This window comes from Vibrio sp. A8-1 (genome assembly GCF_013048685.1).
Taxonomy (GTDB): domain Bacteria; phylum Pseudomonadota; class Gammaproteobacteria; order Enterobacterales; family Vibrionaceae; genus Vibrio; species Vibrio metschnikovii.
The window spans coordinates 15,137-40,302 of record NZ_VHTC01000025.1 but is presented as its reverse complement, the minus strand read 5'-3'; the positions used below and the strand labels follow the sequence as shown (position 1 = coordinate 40,302).

The following is a 25,166-nucleotide window of genomic DNA, read 5'->3' as shown; positions in this document are numbered from 1 at the left end:
CGTTTACGGGCCGTAAGTAATCGTCATATGCAAATGTCAGATCGTGATGCGCCTGTTAGGGCGCTGCTTGTAAGAAAGCCTTATAGGCGCATATGAAAAACCTCCGGCTATGCCGGAGGATATTTTTATCCCACCATTCTAGCCAACAAAAGCCAGAATGGTCAGCAGCGTTCCTTGGTTTTATGTGTGTTAAATGAAATTAAGATTTCATTTAAATTCGGTAAATTGGGTGATTCCGGCCAAAATTTAGAAAACATCTCGCACAAAATGAAATAAAACAAATCCTTTTGCATTGAAAATGAAACATTTATTCTATATAAAGGGTGGTATTGTTAGAACGGTTCAAGCAGTACGGAATACGTAGTGACAGCAAAATAATAATGATGTTCCAGTCAAGACAGCCGAAGGAGAATACGATGGAAACGGTGCTGAATTTTATTAATGGTCAACACAAAGCAAGCCAGAGTGAACGATTTTCTGCAATCTATAATCCAGCAACAGGTGAGCAGACCCGACAGGTTCAATTAAGCCAAAAGGAAGAAGTGGAAGAGGCGATCAAAGCGGCGGAAACTGCGTTTGCCTCATGGGCGAAAACCAGCCCGTTAAAACGTGCGCGGGTTATGTTTCGCTTTAAAGCGCTACTGGAGCAGAATATGGATAGATTGGCTCGGGTTATCTCCAATGAGCATGGTAAAGTTTATTCTGATGCGGTGGGGGAAGTGACTCGAGGGCTTGAAGTGGTCGAGTTCGCTTGTGGTATTCCTCATCTACAGAAAGGGGAACACTCTGCTAATGTGGGGACGCATGTTGATAGCCATTCTTTAATGCAGCCACTCGGTGTTTGCGCTGGCATCACCCCGTTTAACTTCCCTGCGATGGTGCCAATGTGGATGTTTCCCATTGCTTTGGCAACGGGTAATACCTTTATTTTAAAGCCGTCAGAGAAAGATCCGAGTACAGCGTTAATTCTGGCGGAGCTACTCACCGAAGCGGGCTTACCTGATGGGGTGTTTAATGTTGTGAATGGGGACAAAGAAGCAGTCGATGTACTGCTTACTGATCCGAGAATTCAAGCGGTCAGCTTTGTTGGTTCTACCCCGATTGCGGAATATATCTACAGTACCGCTTCTGCTCATGGTAAGCGTTGCCAAGCATTAGGGGGCGCTAAAAATCACTGCATTTTGATGCCAGATGCCGATATTGATATGGCGACCAATGCGATTATGGGCGCTGCTTTTGGGGCTGCTGGAGAGCGTTGTATGGCGCTTTCTGTCGCCGTGGTTGTTGGTGATGAAACGGCTGATCAACTCATTGAGCGGCTACAACAGAAAATCGCCACCATGCGAGTGGGCCCAGGGATGGTCGATGGCACTGAAAATGATATGGGGCCAGTTATCTCAGCGCAGCATAAACAAAAAATATGTGACTATATTCAATCGGGACAGGATCAGGGAGCGACCTTAATTACCGATGGCCGAGATTGTTCCGTTGAGGGGTATGAAGCCGGCTATTTTGTTGGTCCAACGTTAATTGATCATGTTTCACCCGAGATGACCGTGTATCAAGAAGAAATTTTTGGCCCAGTGTTGTGTGTGGTACGGGTTGAGAATTATCAAACCGCGTTAGCATTGATTAATCGCCATGAATACGGCAATGGCTCAGCCATCTTTACCCGCGATGGTGAAACGGCTCGTCAATTTAGTGAAGAGGTCCATACTGGCATGGTTGGTATCAATGTCCCGATTCCAGTCCCTATGGCGTTCCACAGTTTTGGTGGTTGGAAGCGCTCAATATTTGGGCCGCTCAATGTCCATGGTCAAGATGGGGTGCGTTTTTATACCCGCATGAAAACCGTCACCAGCCGTTGGCCTACAAGTGTTCGGTTAGAGCAACATGCCAGCTCTTTCTCGATGCCCACTATGGATTGATCGATTTTTCTCTATACAAAAAAGCGCCTCCTGCTATGCCGGAGGCGCTTTTTTACTCTATGGATCTATAGAAAGGGTAAACGGTTTTTTGACTATTTGTCTTGTTGAACCGTTACACTTTAAATTTATTTAAATCCTCACGTATGTGTTGGCAAATTTCATCTAACTGTTCACTTAACACGCGTACACCTGCAACATTATTCGTGACTGAAGTGGTGCTATCATTAATGATGTTGATTTTTTCACTGATATCATTGGCGACGGTATTTTGTTCTTCGGTCGCCGTCGCTATTTGGGTATTCATATCATTAATATCGTTTATGTGTTTAATAATGTTGTTGAGTGCGAGTGTGGTTTGTTCGGACTCAGAGACCGTTTGGCTTAAGGTAAGACTTGTCGCATTCATTTGAGTATTGGCATTTTCTGAACTGGTTTGAAGATCGTGAATGATATGTTCGATTTCCTCTGTAGAGTGGTGGGTTCGCAACGCAAGAGCTCGAACTTCATCCGCAACGACCGCAAATCCACGGCCTTGTTCTCCAGCTCGGGCGGCTTCAATAGCGGCATTGAGCGCCAGTAAATTGGTTTGATCTGCTACTCCTTTAATCACTTCTAATACGGTGCTGATGTAATCACTTTTTTCTTTCAGTTCAGAGACGGTCTCAGAGGTGGAATTAATCTCATCGCCAAGTTTATGAATAGCCAGTACGGTCTGTTTCACGACCTCATTTCCTTGCTCAGCAAGAACATTACAACTTCTTGTTTTATCCGCTGTATTATTCGCATTATGGGAAACTTCGTGTGAGGCTGAAGCCATTTCATTCAGCGCCGTGGCAACTTGTTCGATCTCTCTTAATTGTTGCTGAGTCTCATGGCTATTTTGTTCACTGTTAGCACGGATTTTTTCAGCACATAAAGCAAGTTCGTTCGTGGAAGAGATGATACGAGTTACCAAAGCATGAAGGTTTGAAATAAACGTATTGAATTCACTCGCTAATTGGCCAACCTCATCGTGATGACGAATCGTTAGCCTGCGGGTTAAATCACCTTCACCTTGGGCGATTTTTGACAGTGCTGCTGTGACTTGGTTAAGTGGTGTTATCACTAATTTTGATAATACGCCCCAATTAATGAGTTGTAGGGAGAATAATAACAAAACCGCAATGAGCATGAACATTTTCTTTATGGTATTTAAAATCGCATTATTGGCATCAAGACGATAATCAATCACTAACGATCCTATTTTTTGCCCATCTTCCCATAATATGTTTAAGGTAAAGGATTTTAAATCAGAAGAGGATGGTATCGGCCGATCAGATTTTGCTTCTCCAATGATATTATTACGATGATCAAATGCCTTGATTTGATAGAGGTAGGGATAATTAACAAAAGATTTTGTAATATTATCAATTAAATGGTTATCATATGAAAAGATAGGTTCTTTTAAAACGACCGATAATGTTTTATTCGTGTCATTAATATCTTGTTCCAACTGATTGGTTAAGTATTCTCTTGCAAAAAAATAGCTACCAGAGAAAACGGCAGCCATAACCACTAATGAAATAATGATCAAAAGCAGCATGGATTTATATTTAATAGAGTTCATAATGGATTCCCTATAACTGGTTGATATCTAGCCAGAACTTTTTGTTCTCATATGGGGTGTCTGGATGCATATAAGGGTTATCGATCCGTAAGATGGTTCGTTGCCCTAGATTGGCTTTAGCAAGAGTGTCTTTGATAAGAGGATGATTGAAAAATAACGAATCAAAACTCCCATCATCGATAGCTGATATAAATCCTTGATATATTTGATTATATAAGGGTTGATTGTCTCTACTGACATAAAAATATAAAGCAAAGGGATAAATAAGCATCAAATCTTTTTCAACAGCCAAATTGAGTTGAGTATGTTGGGCGACCTCTTCCCAAGGCTCAAGAACACCGCGGGGAAAATAGTCGTACCGTCCTCCTTCTAGCATTGGAAAAAGATTGTTGTATTTGATCGTGGTGACGATGGGCAAATTCGCTTGTTTAATGACTTGTGTATCTCCCCAAAAAGTAGCTTGACCGGCTTTTAATGCTCTGAGTTGTGATAGATTTTTTATTTGTGAGAATTTAGCTTGATCTCCCGATCTAATAATAAAAAGTCGATGCCCCATAAGCCCTTTAAATATCGGTATTCGAATAGCAAGTAACTTTTCATCCCTTTCCGATGAAGCGCCGGCCCACATCACATCAATATTATTGGCTTGAATTTCCTCAGTGAGCCGTGTTTCATTATAATTTTGATCAATTTGCTTAATGATTACGTCAGGAGAGCTTTTAGCTAACACTAATTGCAATATATTAAATGCCAGTTGTTCTTTTTCTCCTTCGACTTTATTTACCGTTATCGTTTGTGCCGCAGTGCAGTGAACACTGAAGAACACTGCAACGAGGATAAATATATTTTTTATTTTCATGATCTCTCCATTTAGTCGACCATTCCACGAGCTTTTGTTACTTGAAGTTGCTATAGCGACAACTTCAAGTGATTGAAATACAGCGAATAGACTTATCTTTCTCCATCCGCCCATACTTTTCGGTAGAGTTCTATCATTTCCTCAATCGTTGGAACTTTGGGATTATTTAGCGGTGAACCGGAATTGAATGCTTGCTGAGCCATTGTGGGGAGCAAGTCGAAAAACTTTTCTTTTTCAATGCCATAAGAGGAGGGAGAGGGAACGTTAAGGTGTTGATTCAACAGCCGTAGCTCCGCAACCAATTTTTGGCAGGCGACGGAATGATGATCAGAAAGCAGTGCCACTCCCATTGCTCGTGCACAGTCTGCATAACGTTCTTTTGCTGCAGGAATAGAATATTCCGTAATAACAGGCAATAACATGGCGTTGGATAACCCGTGCGGGACATGAAAAAAAGCCCCAATAGGTCGGCTCATGCCGTGAACTAAAGCGACAGAGGCATTAGAAAACGCAATACCAGCCAGTGTTGCGCCTAACATCATTGCTGAGCGTGCAAGTACGTTCTGTGGCTCATGATAAGCTTGACGGATATGGGTTCCGATCATTTCTATTGCTGAGAGAGCTTGAGCATCCGTAAAAGGGTTAGCCTTTTTACTAACATACGCCTCGATAGCATGAGTTAGGGCATCTAGTCCACAATCTGCGGTCACTCTGGGGGGTAACGACAACGTCAATTCAAAGTCGATTAATGCGGCCATTGGCATAAACCCAAGCCCCATACAGAGCATCTTTTCATCATTGGTGTCATCAGTAATCACCGTCACTCGTGTCACTTCTGAACCCGTTCCTGCGGTGGTTGGAATCGCAATAATCGGTAGCCCATTTTCAGCCACATCGTTTGGAAATCGGTAGTCACTGACTTGTCCACCCAATTTACCCACAATTGAGATTGCTTTTGCGCTATCAATTGGACTACCACCGCCAATTGCAATGATTGAATCAAAATGACTTTTTTGCACTAAATCCACACCGGCTTGAATAGAGCTAACCGTTGGCTCTGGCACAGTATCTGAGTAAACCGTACTTTCGATACCGTCACAGCGTAACCTTTGTTGTACTCGCTCGGCATAACCTAGCTTAACCATCATTTTATCTGTCACGATGAGAGGGGAATGAACATGGAGAGTTTTCATCACCTCCGCCACCTTCATGGACGCCCCTTTCCCTATATGCATGATTCTGGGTAATACGATACTTGTGCTCATGATTGATTCCTCAGTTTTTCAAAGTTGAAAAATAGTAACCAAATCATACTATCATTGAAAATTTTATTTCTTAAATAAATTAATTGAAAAATATATTCTAAACAGTCGCTGACCATAAAACTGGAAATGGAAAATCCTTATCTTACTAATAAGTAATTGTTTTTTTATTTTTTATGTCGAGATTTTAGTAAAATGTGAACATTGTTACATAAATAAACCTTCCCAAACTATGAAATGAATGATTCAATTTGTGTTGGTTTTGAAAAGTTAACTTTTGCCAGTCACCAAATCTGGATAGCAAGGAGAAGTCTCTCGTGGAGCTTGGAATGGTTGGAATTATTCTGTCGTTAGTGATGCTAATGTACTTAGCCTATCGAGGTATGTCTGTGATATGGCTAGCCCCGATTCTTGCCTTATTCGCTGCAATTTTTTCGTCGGGAACCCCTTTGATGGCCAGTTATACTGAAGTTTTTATGTTGAGTGCTGCCCAGTACGTAAAGCTCTATTTTCCAGCTTTTTTATTGGGAGCCGTCTTTGGCAAAATTATGGATGTTTCTGGTGCAGCAAAAACGATTGCGCAGGTTATCACATCAAGGGTTGGAGCAAATAATGCCATTTTAGCGGTGGTGCTTGCCGTGTCGGTGTTGACGTATGGGGGCGTCTCCATGTTTGTGGTGGTGTTTGCGGTCTATCCTATTGCGGCGCAAATTTTTCGGGATAGTAATGTTCCCAAGCGGTTAATTCCAGGAACCATCGCTTTAGGATCGTTTACCTTTACGATGACAGCATTACCAGGCTCACCACAGATTCAAAATACGATTGCTATGCCATTTTTTGGTACGACGGTCTATGCCGCTTCCATGCTCGGTTTAATTGGCGCGAGCACGATGTTTGGATTAGGCATGTTGTGGCTGAAAAGAAGAGAAGCGGTTGCCCGTGCGAATGGTGAAGGCTATGGACATCACCTTGGTATCGACGTTGACGATAGTGAGGAATCAGACACTTTACCTTCTCCACGACGGGCATTTATCCCAATCGTTATTGTACTGATGCTTAATTTTTTGTTGGTCACGTTTTATTACCCCAATATTGAAGCCCATTACCTGTCTGATTACGGTTCAACGCTCCAAAAAGTGAAAGGGATGTGGAGCCTGATCATCGCGTTAACGACCGCGATTGTCGTCGCACTGATTCTTTTTCGAAAACAGATTGCTCATGCACGAGAGGCGATTAATGACGGTGGAGAGAGTGCCATTATGCCCATTATGAATACGGCAGCTGCGGTGGGTTTTGGTAATGTGATCAAATCATTATCTTCATTTGATTCGATTAAAGAGATGATTTTGTCCATTCCAGGCTCCCCGCTACTGTCATTTGCCATATCCACCAGTTTACTGGCTGGAATTACCGGTTCTGCTTCTGGTGGGCTAAGCATTGCTTTGGATGCACTCGGTGATATTTATATTCAACAAGCGTCAAATTTAGGGATCAGCCTAGACGCGTTACATCGGATTGCTTCGATTGCCTGCGGCGGGTTGGACTCATTACCTCATAATGGCGCGGTCATTACATTACTTAGCATTTGTGGCATGACACATCGAGATTCTTATAAAGATATTTTTGTTTGTACATTAGCGATTCCCATTGTTGCTACGGGAGTGGTGCTGATATTTGCGACGTTTGGCGTGGTGTAATGAACGTTGAGTTCAAATAGGGAAAATGAACCGAATGAAGGGGTACTCGATTACAAATTTAGGAATGTACATTTCATTAACTCAATTATTCGACCATAGAGCATATCAAACTATCTGTTGGGATAACCCCCAATAACTAGGAGAAACAACACATGTTTAATGAAGAACAGCAATTCAAACATCCTATTCGTTGGGGTATGGTTGGAGGCGGTCGTGGCAGTCAAATCGGATATTCCCACCGTAATGCAGCTGTGCGAGATGGTCTGTTTACTTTAGTGGCAGGCGCTTTTGATTTAGACGTTCAACGTTGTCAAGATTTTGGAAAGAACATCGGTCTAGATCCTGAACGTTGTTACTCCTCTTATCCCGTATTATTTGAACAGGAAGCAAAGAGAGAAGATGGCATTCAAGCCGTATCGATTGCGACACCGAATGCAACACACTATGAAATTTGTAAAGCGGCACTACAAGCAGGATTGCATGTCGTGTGTGAAAAGCCCATTACCTTTACTAGCAAAGAGGCGGAAGAACTGAAGTCTATTGCAAAGACTAAAGATCGCGTGCTCGGTGTGATGTATGGTTATACCGGTTTTCCGATGGTTCATCAGGCGCGTGAAATGGTTGAAAGGGGAGACCTTGGTGAAATACGGGTGGTTACTATGCAGTTTGCGCACGGCTTTCATAATGTTGAACATGAAAAAGATAATCCCAGTTTGAAATGGCGAGTGAGTCCAGAAGTCTCTGGGCCAACGTATGTGATTGGAGATATTGGTACTCATGCATTTTATTTATGTGAAATGATCACAGGACTTAAAGTGAAACGTCTCTCTTGCATGCGTCAAAGTTTCATTCAATCACGTGCACCTTTAGAAGATAATGCGCATGTAATGATGGAGTTTGATGGTGGGGCGGTCGGCACACTTTGGGCTTCAGCGGTTAATTCAGGTTCGATGCATCAACAAAGAATTCGAATTGTCGGAGAAAAAGCCTCGATAGAGTGGTGGGATGAGCATCCAAATCAATTACGTTATGAAGTTCAGGGAGAACCAATTCGGATTTTAGACAGAGATATGGACTACTTATATAAAGATGTGGCAGGAGTGGCTGCTAATCGAATAGGGAGTGGGCATGCCGAAGGCTATTTTGAATCATGGTCAAATCTTTATCATCGCTTTGCTTTAGTGATGAATGCCATTGATTGTGATGATAAGCAAGCGGCCCAAGCCATCTGGTATCCTGGAATTGAGGCTGGAATCAGTGGCGTGAAATTCTGTGAAAAATGTGTGGAGTCAGCGGATAATAAATCTACATGGGTATACTTTGATTAATATAGGGTAAGTAATTCTATCAATTCGAATCTTCGGGCTTCGAACGATAACATTTTTTATTATTCTACTAAACAGTAGGGCTTGAAAGTCAGTAAGTTGTTTTAGGAGTTTTATATCCAAATAGCTGACGGCAGTGGATTCTAGCTGCCGTCACTGCATATGCTATCATTATTGACATCATGTTATGCAATACAAAAATTCGGAACTTTATCCATATAATGACGAGCTACGCGATTGGTTAATTTAATCGTTAATTCATAAGGGATGGTACCAATATGCTTGGCTACCGTTTCTACTGGTAAGTTTTTTCCCCATATTTCTACGCTATCACCCACTTTATCCATCGCATCAGGCCCAAGATCTACGGTTATCATGTCCATGGATACTCGCCCGACAATTGGCACTTGGCGGCCATTAATAAATACTGGCGTACCTGCTGGGGCAGAGCGTGGATAACCATCACCATAGCCCATCGCGATAACGCCGATTTTCGTATCTCGTTTTGCATACCAAGTTTCACCATAGCCGACAGGTTGATTCGCGGTATGTTGACGAACAGCAATCAAACGTGTGGTGACGGTCATTACTGGCAGTAATTGGTGATCTATTCCCGAATGATAAAGGCTAGGGGAAATGCCGTACAAAGCTATCCCTGCTCTGGCGACATTGAACTGTGATTCTGGCCAAAATAAAATACCTGCCGAGTTAGCCAAACTTTTCGGGCCGGAATACGGAAACGCCGCTTGTGAAAAACACTCGATTTGTTTCAGTGTTGCAGGATGAGAAAGATCGTCGGCACAGCTAAAATGGCTCATAAAACCGAGTTGACCTTTAAGTTTTCCGCTTCGTTCAATGCGCTGTACATATTCTGTCACTTGTTCTGGCTGAACTCCAAGCCGATGCATTCCAGTATCAATTTTCAACCAAATGCTGATAGGGTTAGCCAAGTTACTTTGTTCTAAATCTCGTAATTGCTCTTCACAATGAATGACAGTTGCGAGCTTGAGGTCGGCGGCACGTTGTAAATCGTCAGCACAGAAACAGCCTTCCAGTAGCAGGATTGGTTGATCAATCCCATTAACGATAAGCTCTTCTGCTTCTTCGATTCGTGCTACGGCAAACCAATCTGCCATTGGGAGCGCTTTTGCCAACTGGACGGCACCATGACCATAGGCATCTCCTTTGATGACAGCAATCAGTTTTTGCTGTCCAGAGAGTGACTTTAAACGTAAATAGTTATGGCGAAGTGCGATTAAGTCTATTGAGGCCTGAGCGGTTTTCATACAACATCCTATGTACTCGAAATTCGTCTCTCTACATCAGAGATAACGGTCAACTTTTGGTTATTATGTAGCAAGTTTGTATGGTTTGTTAGTCTTTTGTGGTTTCATTGACCGTGATCTTGCTAATAATGTTGTATAAAATGTTGTTTGTTTTTGCTTGGGAAGAACGCTGTACCTTTCTCAAGGTGATTTTCAATTAAAAATACTGGCTTTAAGATAAAAACAGAATGTTTGATTTTGGTTATATAAAGATAGCTAATCGGGGAATGGGTTTCTGAAAGGGGGTAAGTAAACCATCTCTATCGTATAAGTTTTTGTTTTAAAAATAGTTAATACGTGCTGCAGTTCATACTTTGAGCCATCGTAATGGTCTGTGTCTTGATTCCGCTTTCCCACTAATAAAACCATTGGTAGCATAAGGTTATTGATGAGTAAACGATGTGGATACGATGATGACCGATGATCTTTTCTCTATTGTGACCAATCCAATCTTAAATCCGAAACAAAAAACGTTTGCCTTAGCGGCTCAAGCAGAAGCCAGTTTACCTTATGTCTCTCGCAGCCCAGAATTAATTGAGGCGATGGAGCAAGGCATTATTTGTGATATGTATGAGGGCCATGCACCGTTTAAACCTCGTTATGTCTTACCCGATTATCAACGCTTTCTAACTCAAGGTTCGCGCTATTTAGAGTTAACCCCTGCAGAAGATTTTGATGATGCATTAATGAAATTAATGGTGTTGTATCATCATGTACCCTCAGTGACCAATATGCCGGTATTCTTGGGCTACCTTGATCAACTGTTGCTACCTTATTGCGATGATGTGACTGACGAGCATCTTTACCGTTCCTTAAAACGTTTTTGGATTCAATTAGATAGAACGCTTCCCGATGCCTTTATGCATGCGAATATTGGCCCAGAGGATAATCGTGTTTGTCGCATGGTGTTAAAAATCGATGCTGAATTACAACAAGTTGCTCCTAATTTAACACTCATGTACGACCCACAGCGCACGCCAAACAGCTTACTTCGTCAAGCAACGGATAATATTATCCACTGCAGTAAACCACATATAGCGAATTGGCCTTTACATCAAGCCTTCTTTGTTGAGCAAAATGTGCAACCTAGTTTCGGCATTGTCAGTTGTTATAACGCCTTGCCTGTTCGTGGCGGTGCAAATACCTTGGTACGCTTGAATCTTAAAGCCGTTGCTGAACAAGCACAAAATATCGATACGTTCTTAAATCATACGCTGCCTTATTATTGCCACTTGATGTATGAGTTGATTGAGCAGCGTTGTCGTTTTTTACATCAACAATCCAACTTTTTTCAAGGCTTTTTAGTCACAGAAGGGCTGATTGAAGAAGCTCGCTTTGCGCCAATGTTTGGTGTTTATGGCATGGCCGAAGCGGTCAATCATTTATTATCGGGTAAGGCAGAATATGGGCGCGACCCTGCGGCTAACCAACTCGCATTAACGATCAGCCAAACTTTAAGTGACATTGTCACTAAAACGCCAGTCACTTATGGCTTAGCCAATCGAGCTTTACTGCATTCGCAAGGTGGGCTATCCATTGATACGCAGACCACACCAGGAATTCGAATTCGTTATGGTCAAGAGCCAGATCCGGTTAGCCATTTATTAGCCTTAGCACCGCAGCACGCTTACTATCCTTCTGGAGTCAGTGAGATTTTAACTCTAGACGAAACCATTAAAGCCAATCCTCAGGCGTTAACCGATCTCTGCTTAGGCGCTTTCGCTCATGGAATGAGGGAGTTCACGGCTAATACTCACGGAAATGATTTAGTGAGAATTACTGGCTATATGGTAAAAAAATCGGACTTAGAAGCGTATTATCAACAAGGCTCTCGCACGAATACAACGGCGCTTGGCGCTGAAGCGTGCACCGAAACAAAAGTCACTCAACGAGCACCAAGAGTGGTGAGTCATGAATTTATTGCAGGTGAGTAATGCCGACCACAGTGATTTCGGATAATGATGAGATAACGATCCAACGCTCAATAACGGGGCAAGTTGCTCGATTGCTGCCTTATTCTGTGGTTGATGGGCCCGGCAACCGCTTGGTGTTTTTTCTCCAAGGCTGTAATTATCGCTGCCCGGCTTGTCATAATCCGCAAACGATTGCTCGCTGTAGTGAAGATTCTCAAGCGATGACTGTGTTTGACGCTGTTGAGCAGATCAGGCAGCGGCGACACTTCATTACTGGTATTACTCTCAGTGGTGGTGAGGCGAGTTTACAAATCAAATTTGTTCGCGAGCTATTCAAAGCGGTGAAAACCACCCCAGAGCTATCGTCATTAACTTGCTTACTCGATAGTAATGGCAGTCTTTCGCTCAAGCACTGGCAAAGCTTGTTGCCTTGGATGGACGGGGCAATGATCGATTTAAAAGCATGGCATGAAAGGTGTCATTATCAATTAACTGGGCATAGCAATGTGCCCGTTAAACGGTCGTTACACTTTCTGGCTGAGCATGGCAAACTAAATGAAGTTCGTTTATTACTCATTCCCGATAAAACAGACTATGACCTATATAGCGAGTCATTAGCGCAATATTTAAATCAGTTACAACAGTTACAGTCAGCTCAGGGGGCGGCTTTTCAACTACGTGTTAATGCTTTTGCCAATCATGGTGTTTCTGGCATCGCTAAATCGTGGTCTGCGGCCACCCCGGAGCAAGTGAGCCGTTTAATGGCAAAACTTACTGATGATGCACTTTCCTAGTAATCTTGAGGTAAATAGCGGTTGTACAATTGATTAGTGGTGGTTATGATTTCGTCTGCAAATTAATATCTAACAATGTCAGTAGGCTTAATATCACAAAAGCTAGGTGTAAAAGACCTAGCTTTTTCTTTTCTTGTTAGCTGTCTTCTTCCTGCTTGAATGGCTACGCTCGTTACGAAATGTGAAATAGAGTAACCATATTTTACTAAGGCCATTTTTCTCTATTTGTTGAGCATTATTTTTGCGTGAGTTAACAAAAAATCAACGCTATTTTTGAATAACATTATGTTTTTTCTCATCGTTTTATATAATTAATTATCTACTTCTTGCCGATGTAGTGTATTGTTTAATATGTATTTTTCAAATAACAGCGGCTAATTATTGTCCGTTTTGACAGCACAATGGACTCTCTTCACGTAAAACAGGAATAATGATGTTATTTATCAAGGATTTTTATCATGCGCTTTTGCATGCATTAAAAAATTTATTACCGATTGTTGCTGTCGTGCTTTTCTTTCAGCTCGTGATCTTACGTCAAGTTCCGGACGATGTGTGGACGATGACATTTGGTTTGTTGGTAGTAGCAGTTGGTGTGGCTCTATTTCTACAAGGGTTAGAGTTAAGTATCTTCCCTGTCGGAAAAAGCTTGGCTAACCAATTTGCACGGCGCGGCTCGATCCCTATTTTACTGGGTTTTGGTTTTGCGATGGGATTTTCTGCCGTGGTTGCTGAACCGGCACTGATTGCGGTAGCAGAACAGGCACAAACCATTAGTGAAGGACGCATTGATGGGCTTACCTTACGCTTATTGGTTGCAACGTCGGTTGGTTTCGTCATTGCGCTGGGTGTCTTTCGTACCATCATGGGATATCCCTTACATTGGTTTATGATTATTGGTTATTTGCTGGTTGTGACCATTACCTATTTTGCTCCAGAAGAAATCGTTGGGCTTGCTTATGATTCGGGGGGCGTTACCACCAATATTGTCACCGTTCCTTTGATTGCGGCAATGGGGATTGGTCTTGCCAGCTCTATTCGTGGGCGAAATCCACTGATTGATGGGTTTGGTTTGGTGGCGTTAGCGGTAATGGTTCCAATGATCAGTGTACAGTTGTATGGCATTTATGTTTATTCGCAGCCAGAGGTACATGATGTTCTGACAATACTCGGTGACGAAACAACGAATCAACTGCCTATGTGGGTTACGCCACTGCTCGAACTGGCGAGTATGGTTAGGGATGTATTACCGATAATCATCACTATCTTATTCTTTCAGTACATTATTTTACGTCGACGATTAAGTAATCCTAAACAGATTATCTTTGGTTTTTCATTAGTTATCGTTGGACTGTATGCCTTTGTTGTCGGTTTAAAATTAGGTCTATTTCCGATTGGTAGCGCAATGGCGGAACAACTTATCGGCCGAGATCAATTATTCTACATTTATCTATTTGCTTTTATGATAGGTTTTGCTACTACCATGGCTGAACCTGCCTTGCTTGCCGTAGGACAACAAGCTGAAGAAGCGGCGGCAGGTAAAGTTAAAGGTAATACGATCAGAATATTGGTGGCGTTTGGGGTCGCGACCGGAATCGCGATTGGTGTACATCGCATCATTATTGGTGGTTCGATGCACTATTTTATTATGGCGGGTTATACCTTAGTGATTATTTTGACGATGTTGGCACCGAAGTACATCATCGCGTTAGCCTATGATCTTGGTGGGGTGACGACCTCCGAGGTTACGGTACCTTTAATCACGGCTCTCGGTATTGGTTTAGCGACTCATATCGAAGGTCGAAATGTCCTAATTGATGGCTTTGGTCTGATTGCCTTCGCCTCTATTTTTCCTATTGTTACAGTTATGCTCTACGCCATTTTCACACAATGGTATTTTCAATTTTCAAAGGTGAAATCATGAAGTTTTCCGTATTAGTTGCCATCGTCCCCGAAGAATTCGAGCAAGAAGCGATTGATACCGCTCGTGAGCAAGGCGCAGGTGGTATTACCGTATTAGCAGGTCGAGGTATCAGTAATGAGACCAGAAAGACGTTTTTTGGCTTAACCTACGATGGTAGTCAATCCGTTTTACTCATGGTGTTAGAAAAATCTCTTTCTTTACAAGTCTTAAAGTCGTTACAAGCACTGTTACGTCCAAGTGAAGAAGATTCAAGAGGCATTGCTTTTACGATTGGATTAGAACATCTAGCAGGGATTGACCTCAATCAACTGGATAAATTTGAACAGCAGCTGTTCCAACAGCAGTTAAAAGACACTTTATAAGGATAAAACCCTATGTTAGTAAAAGACGTTATGATTCGTGACGTTGTCACTATATCGCCGTTTGCCAAATTACGTGAAGCCATGATGTTGATGAAAAAACATCATTTAAAATCTCTGGTCGTTGAACAGCAAAATGCCAATGATGCGTTTGGTTTAATCACTTATACCGATATTGTCAAAACAGTGATTGCTGAAGGTGGTGATATTGATTTATTGAATGTCTATGACGTATGCGCTAAACCGGCGATCTCGGTTGGTGAAAATCTCGCGTTAAAACATGTTGCGGCGCTGATGACTCAACAACATATTAAACGTCTACTGGTTTTAAATGATAATCAACTGCTCGGGTTTGTGTCGATGGATGATATCATGGATGCCTTACTTGCCCGCATCGATTAATATTATCACGACGATCAGCGGCTTAGGTGGAGACCTAGGCCGTAGCGTATCGTAGACTAGGCACCTTGTAACACCGCATAAAGCTGAATATATTTACGTACGAGCTGTTGGTTTTTAGAGCGCTTAAGAGGGTGACCATACTTAATATAGCAGGGGGTCATGGTAAAAGTGGACTCTAACGTTTGTAGCAGTTGTGATTCACTTTCATAGAGGGTGATGCCTTGTGCATGATAGTCAGCTAGTTCATCGGGCAATCGTCCTGTCCACCAATGCAACAACTCACGACTTTTTTGGCTGCGACTTATCCAATGATCGGTGAGCAAGAGTAATAGATCATTGGGTTGAATGGCATAAGCGTATTCTTGTTTCCAAGCACAAATATCGCGCAATAATTTTGCGCGGCACGTTTTCCCCGCACTCACCATATGTTGCGTTAATATCCACACCGTCCCTACATCACTACTCACTCTAAAATGATAAGGAAGTTCATTGTTGGGCATAAAGTCTAACGGCATGTATTCACAGGTATGACCAAATTCAGTTAACGTGCGCGCTAGTCGCCGAGCAAAAGCTTGGCTGAGGTGATGTTGACTCATTCCTTGATTATGAATAGTAGGGTAGTGCTTTTCACATAGCTTTAGACAATCGGCTTGAAACTCATTGACACTTTGCGTCACTATATCCAACAGCAAGGCGATGTACTCCTTAGCAAAATTTATTTTAACGATCCCACTTTAATCGCTTCCTAAAATTCAAATCCCATTACTCTCGAAAAAGTTAACCTTCACACATATACCACCCAATAAATAATGGTGGATGGTCAATCAGTTGGCTTTGACTAAAAGAGCACCATCGCTAGTGACATGATGAATCAATCGCGATGAGCTTGGCAACTGAAAGCAGTGTAGAGTGTGCTATAGCATACATTTTTCTTTTCATTTTTCTGAGTCAAGCGAGAACATATCAAGGAAATATGTTTCATAATGTTACCACTTAAGTTGAAGTGCATATCTGTCAATTTAATTAACTATTTGAAATTAAACAATAATTAGTTTTTCGGTGTCAGTCACACCATGTGAAACATGGCATAGAAAAGTTTCTTCAAATAAATTGAACAACATCATCAATTGCCTTGTCTATCCAGAGCGGTACAAATGGTAAATACTCTGTTATCAAGATGTATCAACTCGGCACTTTTACAAAGAGAAATCCTATGAAGACCCAAGTGACACATTACAATCGACCGCTGCAAATTATTCATTGGCTATCCGCTATTGTCGTTATTGGTATGTTTGCAGCGGGTCTATGGATGGTCGATTTATCCTACTACAGCCAGTGGTATCACACTGTCCCGTATTGGCACAAATCGATAGGTATATTACTGGCAGGGTTAACCTTATTTCGTTTTATTTGGAAGTTAGTGACGCCGTCACCCTCCGTGGAAGGTAAACCACTTGAGCGTATCGCTGCCAACATTGTTCATAAGCTTATCTATGTGAATTTAGCCGTGATCTTTATTTCTGGTTACTTAATTTCTACCGCCGATGGACGAGGCATTTCGGTGTTCGATTGGTTCACTGTACCTAGCCTTGGTAGTTTGTTTCCAAGACAGACGGATATCTCTGGTGATGTTCATTTTTATGCCGCTTGGTTTCTGATCATCATGGTCTCGATTCATGCACTCGCGGCATTGAAACATCACTTTATCGATAAAGACAATACCTTACGTAAAATGACAGGAGCAAAAAAATGAAAAAGAGCTTACTTGGATTAGCGTTCGCTTTGGCATTACCTTTTAGTGCTAACGCTGCTGACTATGTAATTGATACTCAAGGAGCTCATGCTTCTATCAACTTTAAAGTAAACCATTTAGGTTTTAGTTATATTAAAGGTCGTTTTAATACCTTTAATGGTGAGTTTTCTTATGATCCTGAGAATATTGCAGCTTCAAAAGTTACGGTAAATGTTGATACACGCAGTCTCGATTCTAATCACGCAGAGCGAGATCGCCACATTCGCAGCGCAGATTTTATCAATGCCTCGCAATTTTCTACCGCGACATTTACCAGCACTGATGTGGTGGATAAAGGCGACGGTAACTTAGCGATTACTGGTGATCTTACTTTGCATGGTCATACTAAACCAATTACTATCGATGCTCAGTTTATTGGTGCAGGTACGGATCCTTGGGGTGGGCAGCGTGCCGGATTCATAGGTACGACTCGTCTAGAATTAAAAGACTTCGCGATTAAAGTGGTTGGCCCATCAAGTTACGTTGACATGGAACTGCATGTTGAAGGCATCAAGAAATAATTGGTCGATGTCATTCTGTTCGATTGATTAAATAGAAAATTCCCTGAATTATCAGGGAATTTTTTTGCCTATCATTTATCGTGTGTATCGGCCGATAATGAGGACTCGCTGTTTAGGCTCTTGCTAACTCTTTTTCTGTTTTAACCGCCGTCACTCGTTCACCATAAATCGCACGTAGCTCGGCCAACACATGATTGCGATTCAGAACACCGACAAATTGCCATTTGTCCAAAACTGGCAGCACATGGGGTTTACTGACTTTCATGCTTTTGGCACGCTCTTCAACTGACAACGCATTAAATCGGGTGGCAATGCCCATACTGGTCGTTGGGAAAAGCTGCTCTTTATCGATACAGAAGAACTCCGCCACATCAACTAAACTATCACTCGCATTAATAGCAATCACATCACGAGTCATTAAATCAACAACTTTTTGTTCTGCATTCGGCAAATAGTCTTGGCACCATAGCTCGACCATCACATCGTGAGCTGAGAACATGCCGATCAAACGACCTTGACGATCGACGACAGGGGCGGCGGTAAGATAATTATCCAACAGAGTATCGATAGCGAAGGGTACAGGCGTCTCTGCACTTAGTGTAATGGCTTGTGTATCCATCATATCTTGAACGATGATTGAGTTTTTCATGGTAGTTTCCTTAACCGACTGAAGAGGGGTAGTTTTTGTTATTGTGCTCACATGAGCGGCTTTTAAGTGTGGGCGACGATAGATTGACCAATTCGCTAAACCAACCAGAACGGCACCGCCGACAATATTTCCTAAAGTGACAGGGATAAGATTGGCCGTAATAAAAGCAGAGATATTGAGGTCGGCGTATTGAGCAGGAGTGCTGCCGACCTGTATCCAGAAACTTTCTGGAGCAAAGGTATGAATCACAATACCAAGAGGGATCATGAACATATTGGCAACACTGTGCTCAAAGCCACTGGAGACAAACATCGCTACTGGCAATATTGTCATCGCGGCTTTAGTCATCGCATTGGCTGAACTAAAAGTTAACCAGATGGCTAAACATACCAAAAGGTTACAAAGCACCCCTAAGGCGAAAGCTTGAACGGCCGTATGGTGCAGTTTATGTTGAGCGATATTTAGCGCATTAAGCCCCCATTGACCGTTATCTAATTGATACAAGCCCGCAGCAGCGACCAACAAAAGTAGGAACATCGCACCAATAAAATTGCCCACGTATACTTTGCCCCAGATAGCGAGCATTTTGCTAAAGCTTATCTGTTTATTCGCCCATGAAATGCTCGATAGTACTGAGCTGGTGAATAGCTCACCGCCACAAATCACAATCAGTATTAATCCCATACTAAAAGCAAGACCACCAGCAAGGCGGCTTAATCCCCAGCCTGCACTTTCACTGCCTGTGGTGACGGTAATGTAAAACAGAAAAGCTAAGCCAATAAACGCACCAGCCATCACCGCTAAACTTAGCGTCAGTCCACTGGTCTTTTGCGCTTTGCTCAAAGCAAATTTTTCTGCTTCAGCCATCATTTCATAGGGTGAAAAATAGTGTTGATTTTCAGCGTTGGCTGTCGACATACGCGCTCTCCAGACTCACATTCATAATTACCTCCTGACAAATTAAACAACGCCGTATGGGTTGTTACCAAACCAGACTAGGGCAGACGAGCAGGGCGGTAAAATGGATAATTCTTGATTACCCTATCAATTTTATTGATATAGTTGGGTGAGCCAGTAAAATGAAACGAATTGCTCATTATGGGCAGGGTAATGATGGTTATAAAAAGGATGGAGAGTGCGATATTCATTAAAACAGTTGGCCGTTTTCGATGCGGTAGCGGATTCCGGTAGTGTCAGTGTCGCGGCAGATAAACTCGCCTTAACTCAGTCGGCCACCAGTATGTCGCTCGCACAGCTAGAAAAAATGTTAGGGCGTCCACTATTTGAACGTCAAGGCAAGCAGATGGCACTGACTCATTGGGGGATGTGGTTGCGTCCGAAAGCGAAACGCTTACTGCAAGATGCTCAACAAATTGAAATGGGCTTTTATGATCAGCATTTATTGAGTGGAGAGATTCGTCTTGGTGCGAGTCAAACTCCTGCGGAGCATCTTGTCCCCGATCTTATCAGTATTATTGATAGTGATTTTCCAGAGATCCGCATTGAGCTGGGCGTCAGAAGTACCCAGAGCGTGATCGACGGTATTTTAGATTATCGCTATGATTTAGGGATCATCGAAGGGCGTTGTGATGATAGCCGAATTCTCCAAGAAGTTTGGTGTCGTGATCACTTATGTATTGTTACTTCCGCTCATCATCCGTTTGCGAAACGCGATGTGGTGAGTTTAGCCCAATTAGAACAAGCGAAATGGGTATTACGTGAACAGGGCTCAGGGACGCGTGGTATTTTTGAGAGTGCAGTGCATAAGCTTATCCCGGATTTGGATGTATGGCGTGAATATGAGCATGTTCCCGTGCTGCGTAGTTTGGTAGAAAATGGCCCCTATTTAACCTGTTTGCCTTATTTGGATGTCGAACGATTTATTCAAAATGGTCAGTTAGTAGCGCTGAATGTTCCCCAGCTGAGTATGGAGAGAACATTAACTTTTATTTGGCGAGCAGATATGGCTGAAAACCCGTTAGCAGAATGTATTCGGCGTGAAGGATTACGGATGATGAAGGGTAAGCCCTATGTTCTTTAGTTCCTAAATCTGTTGATTTACCGTTTGCGTCACAATTTTATGTATTAAACTTAAATTGTTACTTTAAATATGTGTTACTGATCACTGGTTATTGTGTTTGTTCCCCTTTACTATGCCGCTCATTGATAAGGTTGTTTGCAAGCGAGTCACTGCGGAGAAGATCATGAATATACTATTCGCCATTTCACTGACAACAGGGATCTTATCGGGTCTTTGGGGATGGATTGCTGTCTCGTTAGGGCTTCTCTCTTGGGCTGGTTTTTTAGGTTGCACCAGTTTTTTTGCTACGCCCAATGAAGGGATCAGAGGATTACTGCAAAGTTTACTGTGTAACATCAGCGGGGTTTTCTGGGCGTTAGTGATTATCTACAGCTCTTCGTGGATGGGAGTTGATGTATTAGGTTATATCATTACTGCAATGGTTGCCTTTATGATGTGTATTCAAGCGAGTAAAAGTTGGCTTGCTTATATTCCCGGTACCTTTATTGGATCTTGCGCAACATTTGCCGCAGCAGAGCAATGGCCTTTGGTGATCCCTTCATTACTGCTTGGGGGAGTTTTTGGTTATTTAATGAAAACGAGCGGAGTGTGGCTTCATCAACGCGCACAGAATAGCGCTCAAACTAAACGCCTAAAATCCATCAATCGGGTCAGTTAAATCGTTTACTTGATAACGGATCCATTCTTCAAAATACGATGGTTGGATTTCATTGCTTATTTTTGTATCAATGACCTCATATCATCTTTTCTGATATCGACATTCATATTTCCCCTAAATGTGACTGTTTTGCTCCTTTGATACTAAGCACAGCCTAAAGTTAACTGGCTGTGCTTTTTCTTTGTTTATTGATCGAACGTTCGGTGATCTCTAGCCATGGCCGTTTGCCATCGTAATCACGCGTTTCAGTGTCCAGCGTAGTAGGACCGGGATAGATTCAAGACCATTTTTATCACAGTGAGAAACAATCGCCAAAGCTAAGTCAGGTTTTGCGTGTTTTTTGAGTACGCGGCTAACCACTTTTTTAGCTGGAATAGGATGATCATGAGGGATCTTGACCATGTCTTTAAAAAAGTCTTCAAAGCCGTGAGAATAGAGAAAATGCTCGATATCACGATCAGGGAGTTCGGTTAATCGATGTCGAGGTTGATCATTGCCCAACATGCCGATCACTGTTGCCGCGTATTTCTTACCTGCAGGATCGCCGTCAGTAACCACATGCCATTCAATAGAAAAAGCTTTAGCCACTTTGATCAACGACTTTAATCCTGATTGGGCAAACTCGATAATTTGTACGCCTTCTGCAGCTAAGTTATAACCACATTGTCTTGCTAATTCACTAAATAACCAAACTTCAGTTTCGCCTTCTACCAATAGCCAACAGCGAGCGAAAAGCGCACCAGAACGATGAAAACGAATATGAAAACCAATTCTTCTTAACTCATCTCGGCTAACGCCATGGATCGGCATGCTGGTGGCGATCGTTTTATCTGATTGTCGAACTAAACGACGGATCGAGTGCAGGGGGACTGAGCCGAGGAGATCGCCACTATTAGTAGTTAAGATCTTTTGCATCGGTAACAACTCTAAAAGACTCCAGGCTCTGGCTAAGTGAGTGGGGTGTAAACGCCCTTCCGGATCTTCAACGATTAAAATCGGTCGCGCATAACGGCGAAGATCATTGGGTCCTTTCGCTTGAAGATAAGCATTAAGTAGCCCGAGTAGTAACAAACGCGTTTGGCGATTTTTGGTTTCATCGACAATTTGCGTTAAGCTTTTATCGTTGCTTGGTGAAGCGTAGACTAAGCTTTCGCGTTCACGACGTGGGTTTTTACGTTTTTGATCTTTGAAAGAAAAATAATGCTCGACTAAGGCTTGCATAGCGCTCAGGCTACTGCGCATTTCACCTTTATTGACATGGCCGGGAATCGCCATTAAGCGGCGACATGTATTATTAATGCGTTTCTCAACGCGAGTGTTTTTACCGTTACCTTCGACAAAGGGGCGTTCAAATTGTCGAGAATCTCGCAGTCGGATCACCGGATGTAAATTCATCAGAGTTTGAGCGATTTGTGCGCTGTCATGAACTAAAATAGGATTACCGTCTAAATCTAAGAAAGCATAATCGGTTGAGATATCGTACTGTACCCGTGTTCCGCTGACACGATAAATGATTCGTTGATTGCCCTGTTCGTCTTGTCGCCACACTGGTTTCAGCTTGCGATAGCGTCCTGCGCGGTGTTCGCGAGGTTCAGTAGTGACAAAACTCAAAATGATTTGAATATCTTGGGTTTGGGGGTGAGAGACAGAATAGTCGACGTGGAAATCTTGCAATTCGAACTGGTAAGGCCGACCATCGGCAGGTAGCATGATGGAGAGCGCATCCAATAATGAGGATTTACCCCACGTATTCTCACCAATGAGGGTGGTTAACTCATCAAAAGCGAGCGATAAACGGCGAATGCCACGAAATCCTGATATTTCAATACGTTCTAGATGCATTGGCAAGGTCCTTTTTCTCAACGCGTGCCTGCTTACGCTGAGCTTTTCTTTTAGCATAAAGGAAAAAGTCTGAAAAAGCAGACCGTTAAGGCTTGAAACTTGTCCTCATCTCACAAATTCATCCCTTTTATCTCGTATTACGTAATAAACGATAGGACAGTCGAACACTTTTTTTGCAAACCTATTTCATAAAAGTCACGATTCTGTCATGATTTTTCCGCTAGGATGAGCGCGAAAGAGAGAGAAAGTTATGAAAAAAATAAAAAATATTACATCAATCACTCTGGCTCATATCAATGATACCCATTCTTATTTTGAGCCAACATCATTACAACTGACCTTAGATATTGACGGGCAGACCATGACGCCTTTTGTCAGCGCAGGCGGTTTTGCACGTATTGCCACTCGTGTTGAGCAGTTAAGAGCGGATGCTAAGCGGATGCAGCGAGAGTTTATCTTGGTTCACGCTGGTGATTGTTTCCAAGGTACGCTCTATTTTTCGTTATTCAAAGGATTAGCGAACGCAGAAATGCTCAATTCACTGGGCCTTGATGCTATGACTTTAGGAAACCACGAGCTGGATATGGGTAATGATCCGGTGGCGCAATTTGCTGAGCGTATCCAATTTCCTTTACTTGCCGGTAACTGGGATTTATCGCAAGAGCATGAAGATAAACCTCACCGTTTAGCGACTAACCCGCGCGTGCACGCCTTTGATGTAGATAAACAGTGCGCTCGGTGGATGGTTAAATCCGCGCAGGGGAGCGATATCGCTCTCTTCGGTTTATCTTTGGATAAAATGGATGAGATAGCCAACCCAGATGCTGATACACCATTTATCAACGCCTTAGAAACAGCTAAGAATACCATTCAACAGATCCACAATGCTGGGATTAATAAAATTATTCTCGTCAGCCACTTAGGCTATGAAGCTGACAAAGAGTTAGCGGCGAAGGTTGATGGGATAAGTTTAATCGTTGGTGGTCATACTCACGTATTGCAAGGTGATTTTAGCTCACTAGGTTTAAGTTGTGAGGAATCCTATGGACAAAAAATTAACCAAACTTACGTTGTTCAAGCTGGGCTGTATGCATTGGCGTTAGGCCACTGCCAGATAGACTTTGATGAACAAGGTAACGTAGTGAATTTCTCAGGGCGTAATGAATTATTGCTGGGTCGACGTTTATTCCTTGATGCGAGCATGAGTGAAGCAGGCAGTGATTCTGCTTATCTCGATGCCTGTGATTTTGTAAACAACCACCCTAATGTCGTGGTGTGTAAAAAAGATCCGCAAGTGCATGCTATTTTGCGCAATAAATACATTCCTCGTGTGCGAGAGTTGCAGCAACAAATTATTGGTCATGCGACTCAAACACTACGCCATGTGCGCATTCCCGATCAAGAAGGTCCCAGTGAATTGGCTCCTTTAGTCGCCAGAGCCTTTATGCATGTGATGCGTAAACGTGGCTATCCAGTTCAGTTTGCGATTCATAATGCGGGTGGTGTGAGGACCTCTTTATCTGCCGGTGCTGTTTCTGTTGCCGATATTGCCGGAAAATTACTTCCGTTTGCCGTACCGATTGGCGTCTATCGTTTAAAAGGTAAAAGCCTGACTAAAGCCCTTGAAGGGGCAATCAATAACGCTTTAAATAATGGTGTCGAGGGAACGGGAGCGGGAAGTTATCCTTATACTCACCATCTTTCCTTTGAGTATCTGCCCGAACGGCCGCTCGGAGAACGGATCGCCAATTTACAGATCTGGCAAAAGGGACAGTGGCATCCCGTACAAGCGGAACAGGAATATTGGGGAACCTCTTCGGCTTATACTATGAAAGGGAAAGAAGGCTACCAAGGGCTGACCGAAATGAAAGGTGAAGGGAAAATCACTACGATTTCGATGGCCGATGCCTTTATTGAGTTTTTAACCGATAATCCCTCGATACTCAGTAATGACGCTGAACGACAAGAAACGGGACAATACACACGTTAATATGGCGTGTTCTTTGCAAAGCATTATGCGCTGTGACTTAAACAGAGGAGAAGCCAATGTGGAGCAAAGACTGGTTAGATGCTTTAGTGGTCGTCGTTTGGATTAGTTTATGGGCAGGTTTAGTGTATGCTTTGCCCTTCGCAGGAATTTAATTGCTATCAACTCTAGACGAAAGTAGCGACTCAGCATAAAATGGCGACGTTTGGGGAGTAGTCGCCATTTGTTTATTTGTCGTCATCACGTTAAGCATCGCTTATCCGGCAAATATAAATAGTCCGTTTT

Annotated in this window: 20 protein-coding genes and 1 pseudogene; 14 read left to right on the top strand and 7 right to left on the bottom strand. The window is 42.7% G+C overall.

All coding sequences use genetic code 11. From position 1 onward, the window contains the following. The first annotated feature begins 416 nt into the window (after positions 1-416). Positions 417-1,928: a CoA-acylating methylmalonate-semialdehyde dehydrogenase gene (locus FKN93_RS13115; RefSeq protein WP_170905264.1), complete on the top strand. Its 1,512-nt coding sequence runs from the start codon at positions 417-419 to the stop codon at positions 1,926-1,928. A 112-nt stretch (positions 1,929-2,040) separates the two neighbouring features. On the opposite strand, the gene FKN93_RS13110 is transcribed toward FKN93_RS13115, so the two are convergent. From FKN93_RS13110 to FKN93_RS13100, 3 genes are all read right to left on the bottom strand, one after another. Beyond that, on the bottom strand, positions 2,041-3,534 hold the full coding sequence (locus FKN93_RS13110) for a methyl-accepting chemotaxis protein (protein ID WP_154171079.1): 1,494 nt from the start codon (positions 3,532-3,534) through the stop codon (positions 2,041-2,043). Between the two features lie 10 nt (positions 3,535-3,544). Further along, a complete protein-coding gene (locus tag FKN93_RS13105; RefSeq protein WP_238925702.1) occupies positions 3,545-4,393 on the bottom strand; it encodes a diguanylate cyclase in 849 nt (282 codons plus the stop codon). Positions 4,394-4,485: 92 nt separating this feature from the next. After that, positions 4,486-5,658 (bottom strand): iron-containing alcohol dehydrogenase, encoded by a 1,173-nt coding sequence (locus FKN93_RS13100; protein ID WP_004396376.1) that lies wholly within the window; start codon positions 5,656-5,658, stop codon positions 4,486-4,488. A 326-nt stretch (positions 5,659-5,984) separates the two neighbouring features. On the opposite strand from FKN93_RS13100, the gene FKN93_RS13095 reads away from it, so the two are divergent. Continuing rightward, the gene (locus tag FKN93_RS13095) at positions 5,985-7,352 is read left to right on the top strand and encodes a GntP family permease (RefSeq protein WP_249374181.1); all 1,368 of its coding nucleotides are present in this window, start codon (positions 5,985-5,987) and stop codon (positions 7,350-7,352) included. A 152-nt stretch (positions 7,353-7,504) separates the two neighbouring features. Continuing rightward, on the top strand, positions 7,505-8,680 hold the full coding sequence (locus tag FKN93_RS13090; RefSeq protein WP_170905262.1) for a Gfo/Idh/MocA family oxidoreductase: 1,176 nt from the start codon (positions 7,505-7,507) through the stop codon (positions 8,678-8,680). 182 nt (positions 8,681-8,862) lie between these two features. On the opposite strand, the gene alr is transcribed toward FKN93_RS13090, so the two are convergent. Beyond that, complete coding sequence (alr, locus tag FKN93_RS13085) at positions 8,863-9,963, bottom strand: alanine racemase (RefSeq protein WP_170905261.1); 1,101 nt, start codon at positions 9,961-9,963, stop codon at positions 8,863-8,865. Between the two features lie 449 nt (positions 9,964-10,412). Between alr and FKN93_RS13080 the strand changes: the two genes are divergently transcribed. The 6 genes and pseudogenes from FKN93_RS13080 to FKN93_RS13060 all read left to right on the top strand — a co-directional run bounded on the left by FKN93_RS13080 (position 10,413) and on the right by FKN93_RS13060 (position 15,391). Then, on the top strand, positions 10,413-11,936 hold the full coding sequence (locus FKN93_RS13080; protein ID WP_249374182.1) for a YjjI family glycine radical enzyme: 1,524 nt from the start codon (positions 10,413-10,415) through the stop codon (positions 11,934-11,936). Then, the gene (locus FKN93_RS13075) at positions 11,936-12,709 is read left to right on the top strand and encodes a 4Fe-4S cluster-binding domain-containing protein (RefSeq protein WP_170905260.1); all 774 of its coding nucleotides are present in this window, start codon (positions 11,936-11,938) and stop codon (positions 12,707-12,709) included. The genes FKN93_RS13080 and FKN93_RS13075 overlap by 1 nt, the downstream gene beginning before the upstream one ends. Before the next feature lie 430 nt (positions 12,710-13,139). Continuing rightward, positions 13,140-13,820: pseudogene (locus FKN93_RS17690) on the top strand (DUF1538 domain-containing protein); the annotation flags it as partial. An 84-nt stretch (positions 13,821-13,904) separates the two neighbouring features. Then, complete coding sequence (locus FKN93_RS17685; protein ID WP_224215239.1) at positions 13,905-14,630, top strand: DUF1538 domain-containing protein; 726 nt, start codon at positions 13,905-13,907, stop codon at positions 14,628-14,630. Beyond that, on the top strand, positions 14,627-14,992 hold the full coding sequence (locus FKN93_RS13065) for a transcriptional regulator (protein WP_158145065.1): 366 nt from the start codon (positions 14,627-14,629) through the stop codon (positions 14,990-14,992). Before FKN93_RS17685 ends, FKN93_RS13065 begins: the two co-directional genes overlap by 4 nt. A 12-nt stretch (positions 14,993-15,004) precedes the next feature. After that, positions 15,005-15,391 (top strand): CBS domain-containing protein, encoded by a 387-nt coding sequence (locus tag FKN93_RS13060; RefSeq protein ID WP_161426583.1) that lies wholly within the window; start codon positions 15,005-15,007, stop codon positions 15,389-15,391. Positions 15,392-15,447: 56 nt separating this feature from the next. Here FKN93_RS13060 and FKN93_RS13055 read toward each other — a convergent pair whose 3' ends face one another. Next, positions 15,448-16,083 (bottom strand): hypothetical protein, encoded by a 636-nt coding sequence (locus FKN93_RS13055; RefSeq protein ID WP_154171071.1) that lies wholly within the window; start codon positions 16,081-16,083, stop codon positions 15,448-15,450. Between the two features lie 521 nt (positions 16,084-16,604). On the opposite strand from FKN93_RS13055, the gene FKN93_RS13050 reads away from it, so the two are divergent. Together FKN93_RS13050 and FKN93_RS13045 are read left to right on the top strand one after the other, a co-directional pair. Then, positions 16,605-17,144, top strand: coding sequence for a cytochrome b (locus tag FKN93_RS13050; RefSeq protein WP_004396356.1), 540 nt, complete (start codon positions 16,605-16,607; stop codon positions 17,142-17,144). After that, positions 17,141-17,704: a YceI family protein gene (locus FKN93_RS13045; RefSeq protein WP_170905259.1), complete on the top strand. Its 564-nt coding sequence runs from the start codon at positions 17,141-17,143 to the stop codon at positions 17,702-17,704. The genes FKN93_RS13050 and FKN93_RS13045 overlap by 4 nt, the downstream gene beginning before the upstream one ends. Before the next feature lie 112 nt (positions 17,705-17,816). On the opposite strand, the gene focA is transcribed toward FKN93_RS13045, so the two are convergent. Continuing rightward, positions 17,817-19,271 (bottom strand): formate transporter FocA, encoded by a 1,455-nt coding sequence (gene focA, locus FKN93_RS13040; RefSeq protein ID WP_170905258.1) that lies wholly within the window; start codon positions 19,269-19,271, stop codon positions 17,817-17,819. A 217-nt stretch (positions 19,272-19,488) separates the two neighbouring features. Here focA and FKN93_RS13035 point away from each other — a divergent pair, with 217 nt between their 5' ends. Both FKN93_RS13035 and FKN93_RS13030 read left to right on the top strand, forming a co-directional pair. Next, on the top strand, positions 19,489-20,394 hold the full coding sequence (locus tag FKN93_RS13035; protein ID WP_004396351.1) for a LysR substrate-binding domain-containing protein: 906 nt from the start codon (positions 19,489-19,491) through the stop codon (positions 20,392-20,394). Positions 20,395-20,557: 163 nt separating this feature from the next. Continuing rightward, positions 20,558-21,052 carry a DUF1097 domain-containing protein gene (locus FKN93_RS13030; protein WP_158137323.1) on the top strand — a complete coding sequence of 165 codons (495 nt, stop codon included), beginning with the start codon at positions 20,558-20,560 and terminating at the stop codon, positions 21,050-21,052. 210 nt (positions 21,053-21,262) lie between these two features. Here FKN93_RS13030 and FKN93_RS13025 read toward each other — a convergent pair whose 3' ends face one another. Beyond that, positions 21,263-22,894 (bottom strand): ATP-dependent endonuclease, encoded by a 1,632-nt coding sequence (locus tag FKN93_RS13025; RefSeq protein ID WP_004396350.1) that lies wholly within the window; start codon positions 22,892-22,894, stop codon positions 21,263-21,265. Between the two features lie 250 nt (positions 22,895-23,144). On the opposite strand from FKN93_RS13025, the gene FKN93_RS13020 reads away from it, so the two are divergent. Beyond that, the gene (locus FKN93_RS13020; RefSeq protein WP_170905257.1) at positions 23,145-24,884 is read left to right on the top strand and encodes a bifunctional UDP-sugar hydrolase/5'-nucleotidase; all 1,740 of its coding nucleotides are present in this window, start codon (positions 23,145-23,147) and stop codon (positions 24,882-24,884) included. Positions 24,885-25,166 lie beyond the last annotated feature (282 nt).

Coding starts and splice junctions, on each gene's coding strand:
- FKN93_RS13115 (WP_170905264.1), top strand. CDS start 417: ATGGAAACGGTGCTGAATTTTATTAATGGTCAACACAAAGCAAGCCAG.
- FKN93_RS13110 (WP_154171079.1), bottom strand. CDS start 3,534: ATGAACTCTATTAAATATAAATCCATGCTGCTTTTGATCATTATTTCA.
- FKN93_RS13105 (WP_238925702.1), bottom strand. CDS start 4,393: ATGAAAATAAAAAATATATTTATCCTCGTTGCAGTGTTCTTCAGTGTT.
- FKN93_RS13100 (WP_004396376.1), bottom strand. CDS start 5,658: ATGAGCACAAGTATCGTATTACCCAGAATCATGCATATAGGGAAAGGG.
- FKN93_RS13095 (WP_249374181.1), top strand. CDS start 5,985: ATGGTTGGAATTATTCTGTCGTTAGTGATGCTAATGTACTTAGCCTAT.
- FKN93_RS13090 (WP_170905262.1), top strand. CDS start 7,505: ATGTTTAATGAAGAACAGCAATTCAAACATCCTATTCGTTGGGGTATG.
- alr (WP_170905261.1), bottom strand. CDS start 9,963: ATGAAAACCGCTCAGGCCTCAATAGACTTAATCGCACTTCGCCATAAC.
- FKN93_RS13080 (WP_249374182.1), top strand. CDS start 10,413: ATGATGACCGATGATCTTTTCTCTATTGTGACCAATCCAATCTTAAAT.
- FKN93_RS13075 (WP_170905260.1), top strand. CDS start 11,936: ATGCCGACCACAGTGATTTCGGATAATGATGAGATAACGATCCAACGC.
- FKN93_RS17685 (WP_224215239.1), top strand. CDS start 13,905: ATGTGGGTTACGCCACTGCTCGAACTGGCGAGTATGGTTAGGGATGTA.
- FKN93_RS13065 (WP_158145065.1), top strand. CDS start 14,627: ATGAAGTTTTCCGTATTAGTTGCCATCGTCCCCGAAGAATTCGAGCAA.
- FKN93_RS13060 (WP_161426583.1), top strand. CDS start 15,005: ATGTTAGTAAAAGACGTTATGATTCGTGACGTTGTCACTATATCGCCG.
- FKN93_RS13050 (WP_004396356.1), top strand. CDS start 16,605: ATGAAGACCCAAGTGACACATTACAATCGACCGCTGCAAATTATTCAT.
- FKN93_RS13045 (WP_170905259.1), top strand. CDS start 17,141: ATGAAAAAGAGCTTACTTGGATTAGCGTTCGCTTTGGCATTACCTTTT.
- focA (WP_170905258.1), bottom strand. CDS start 19,271: ATGTCGACAGCCAACGCTGAAAATCAACACTATTTTTCACCCTATGAA.
- FKN93_RS13030 (WP_158137323.1), top strand. CDS start 20,558: ATGAATATACTATTCGCCATTTCACTGACAACAGGGATCTTATCGGGT.
- FKN93_RS13025 (WP_004396350.1), bottom strand. CDS start 22,894: ATGCATCTAGAACGTATTGAAATATCAGGATTTCGTGGCATTCGCCGT.
- FKN93_RS13020 (WP_170905257.1), top strand. CDS start 23,145: ATGAAAAAAATAAAAAATATTACATCAATCACTCTGGCTCATATCAAT.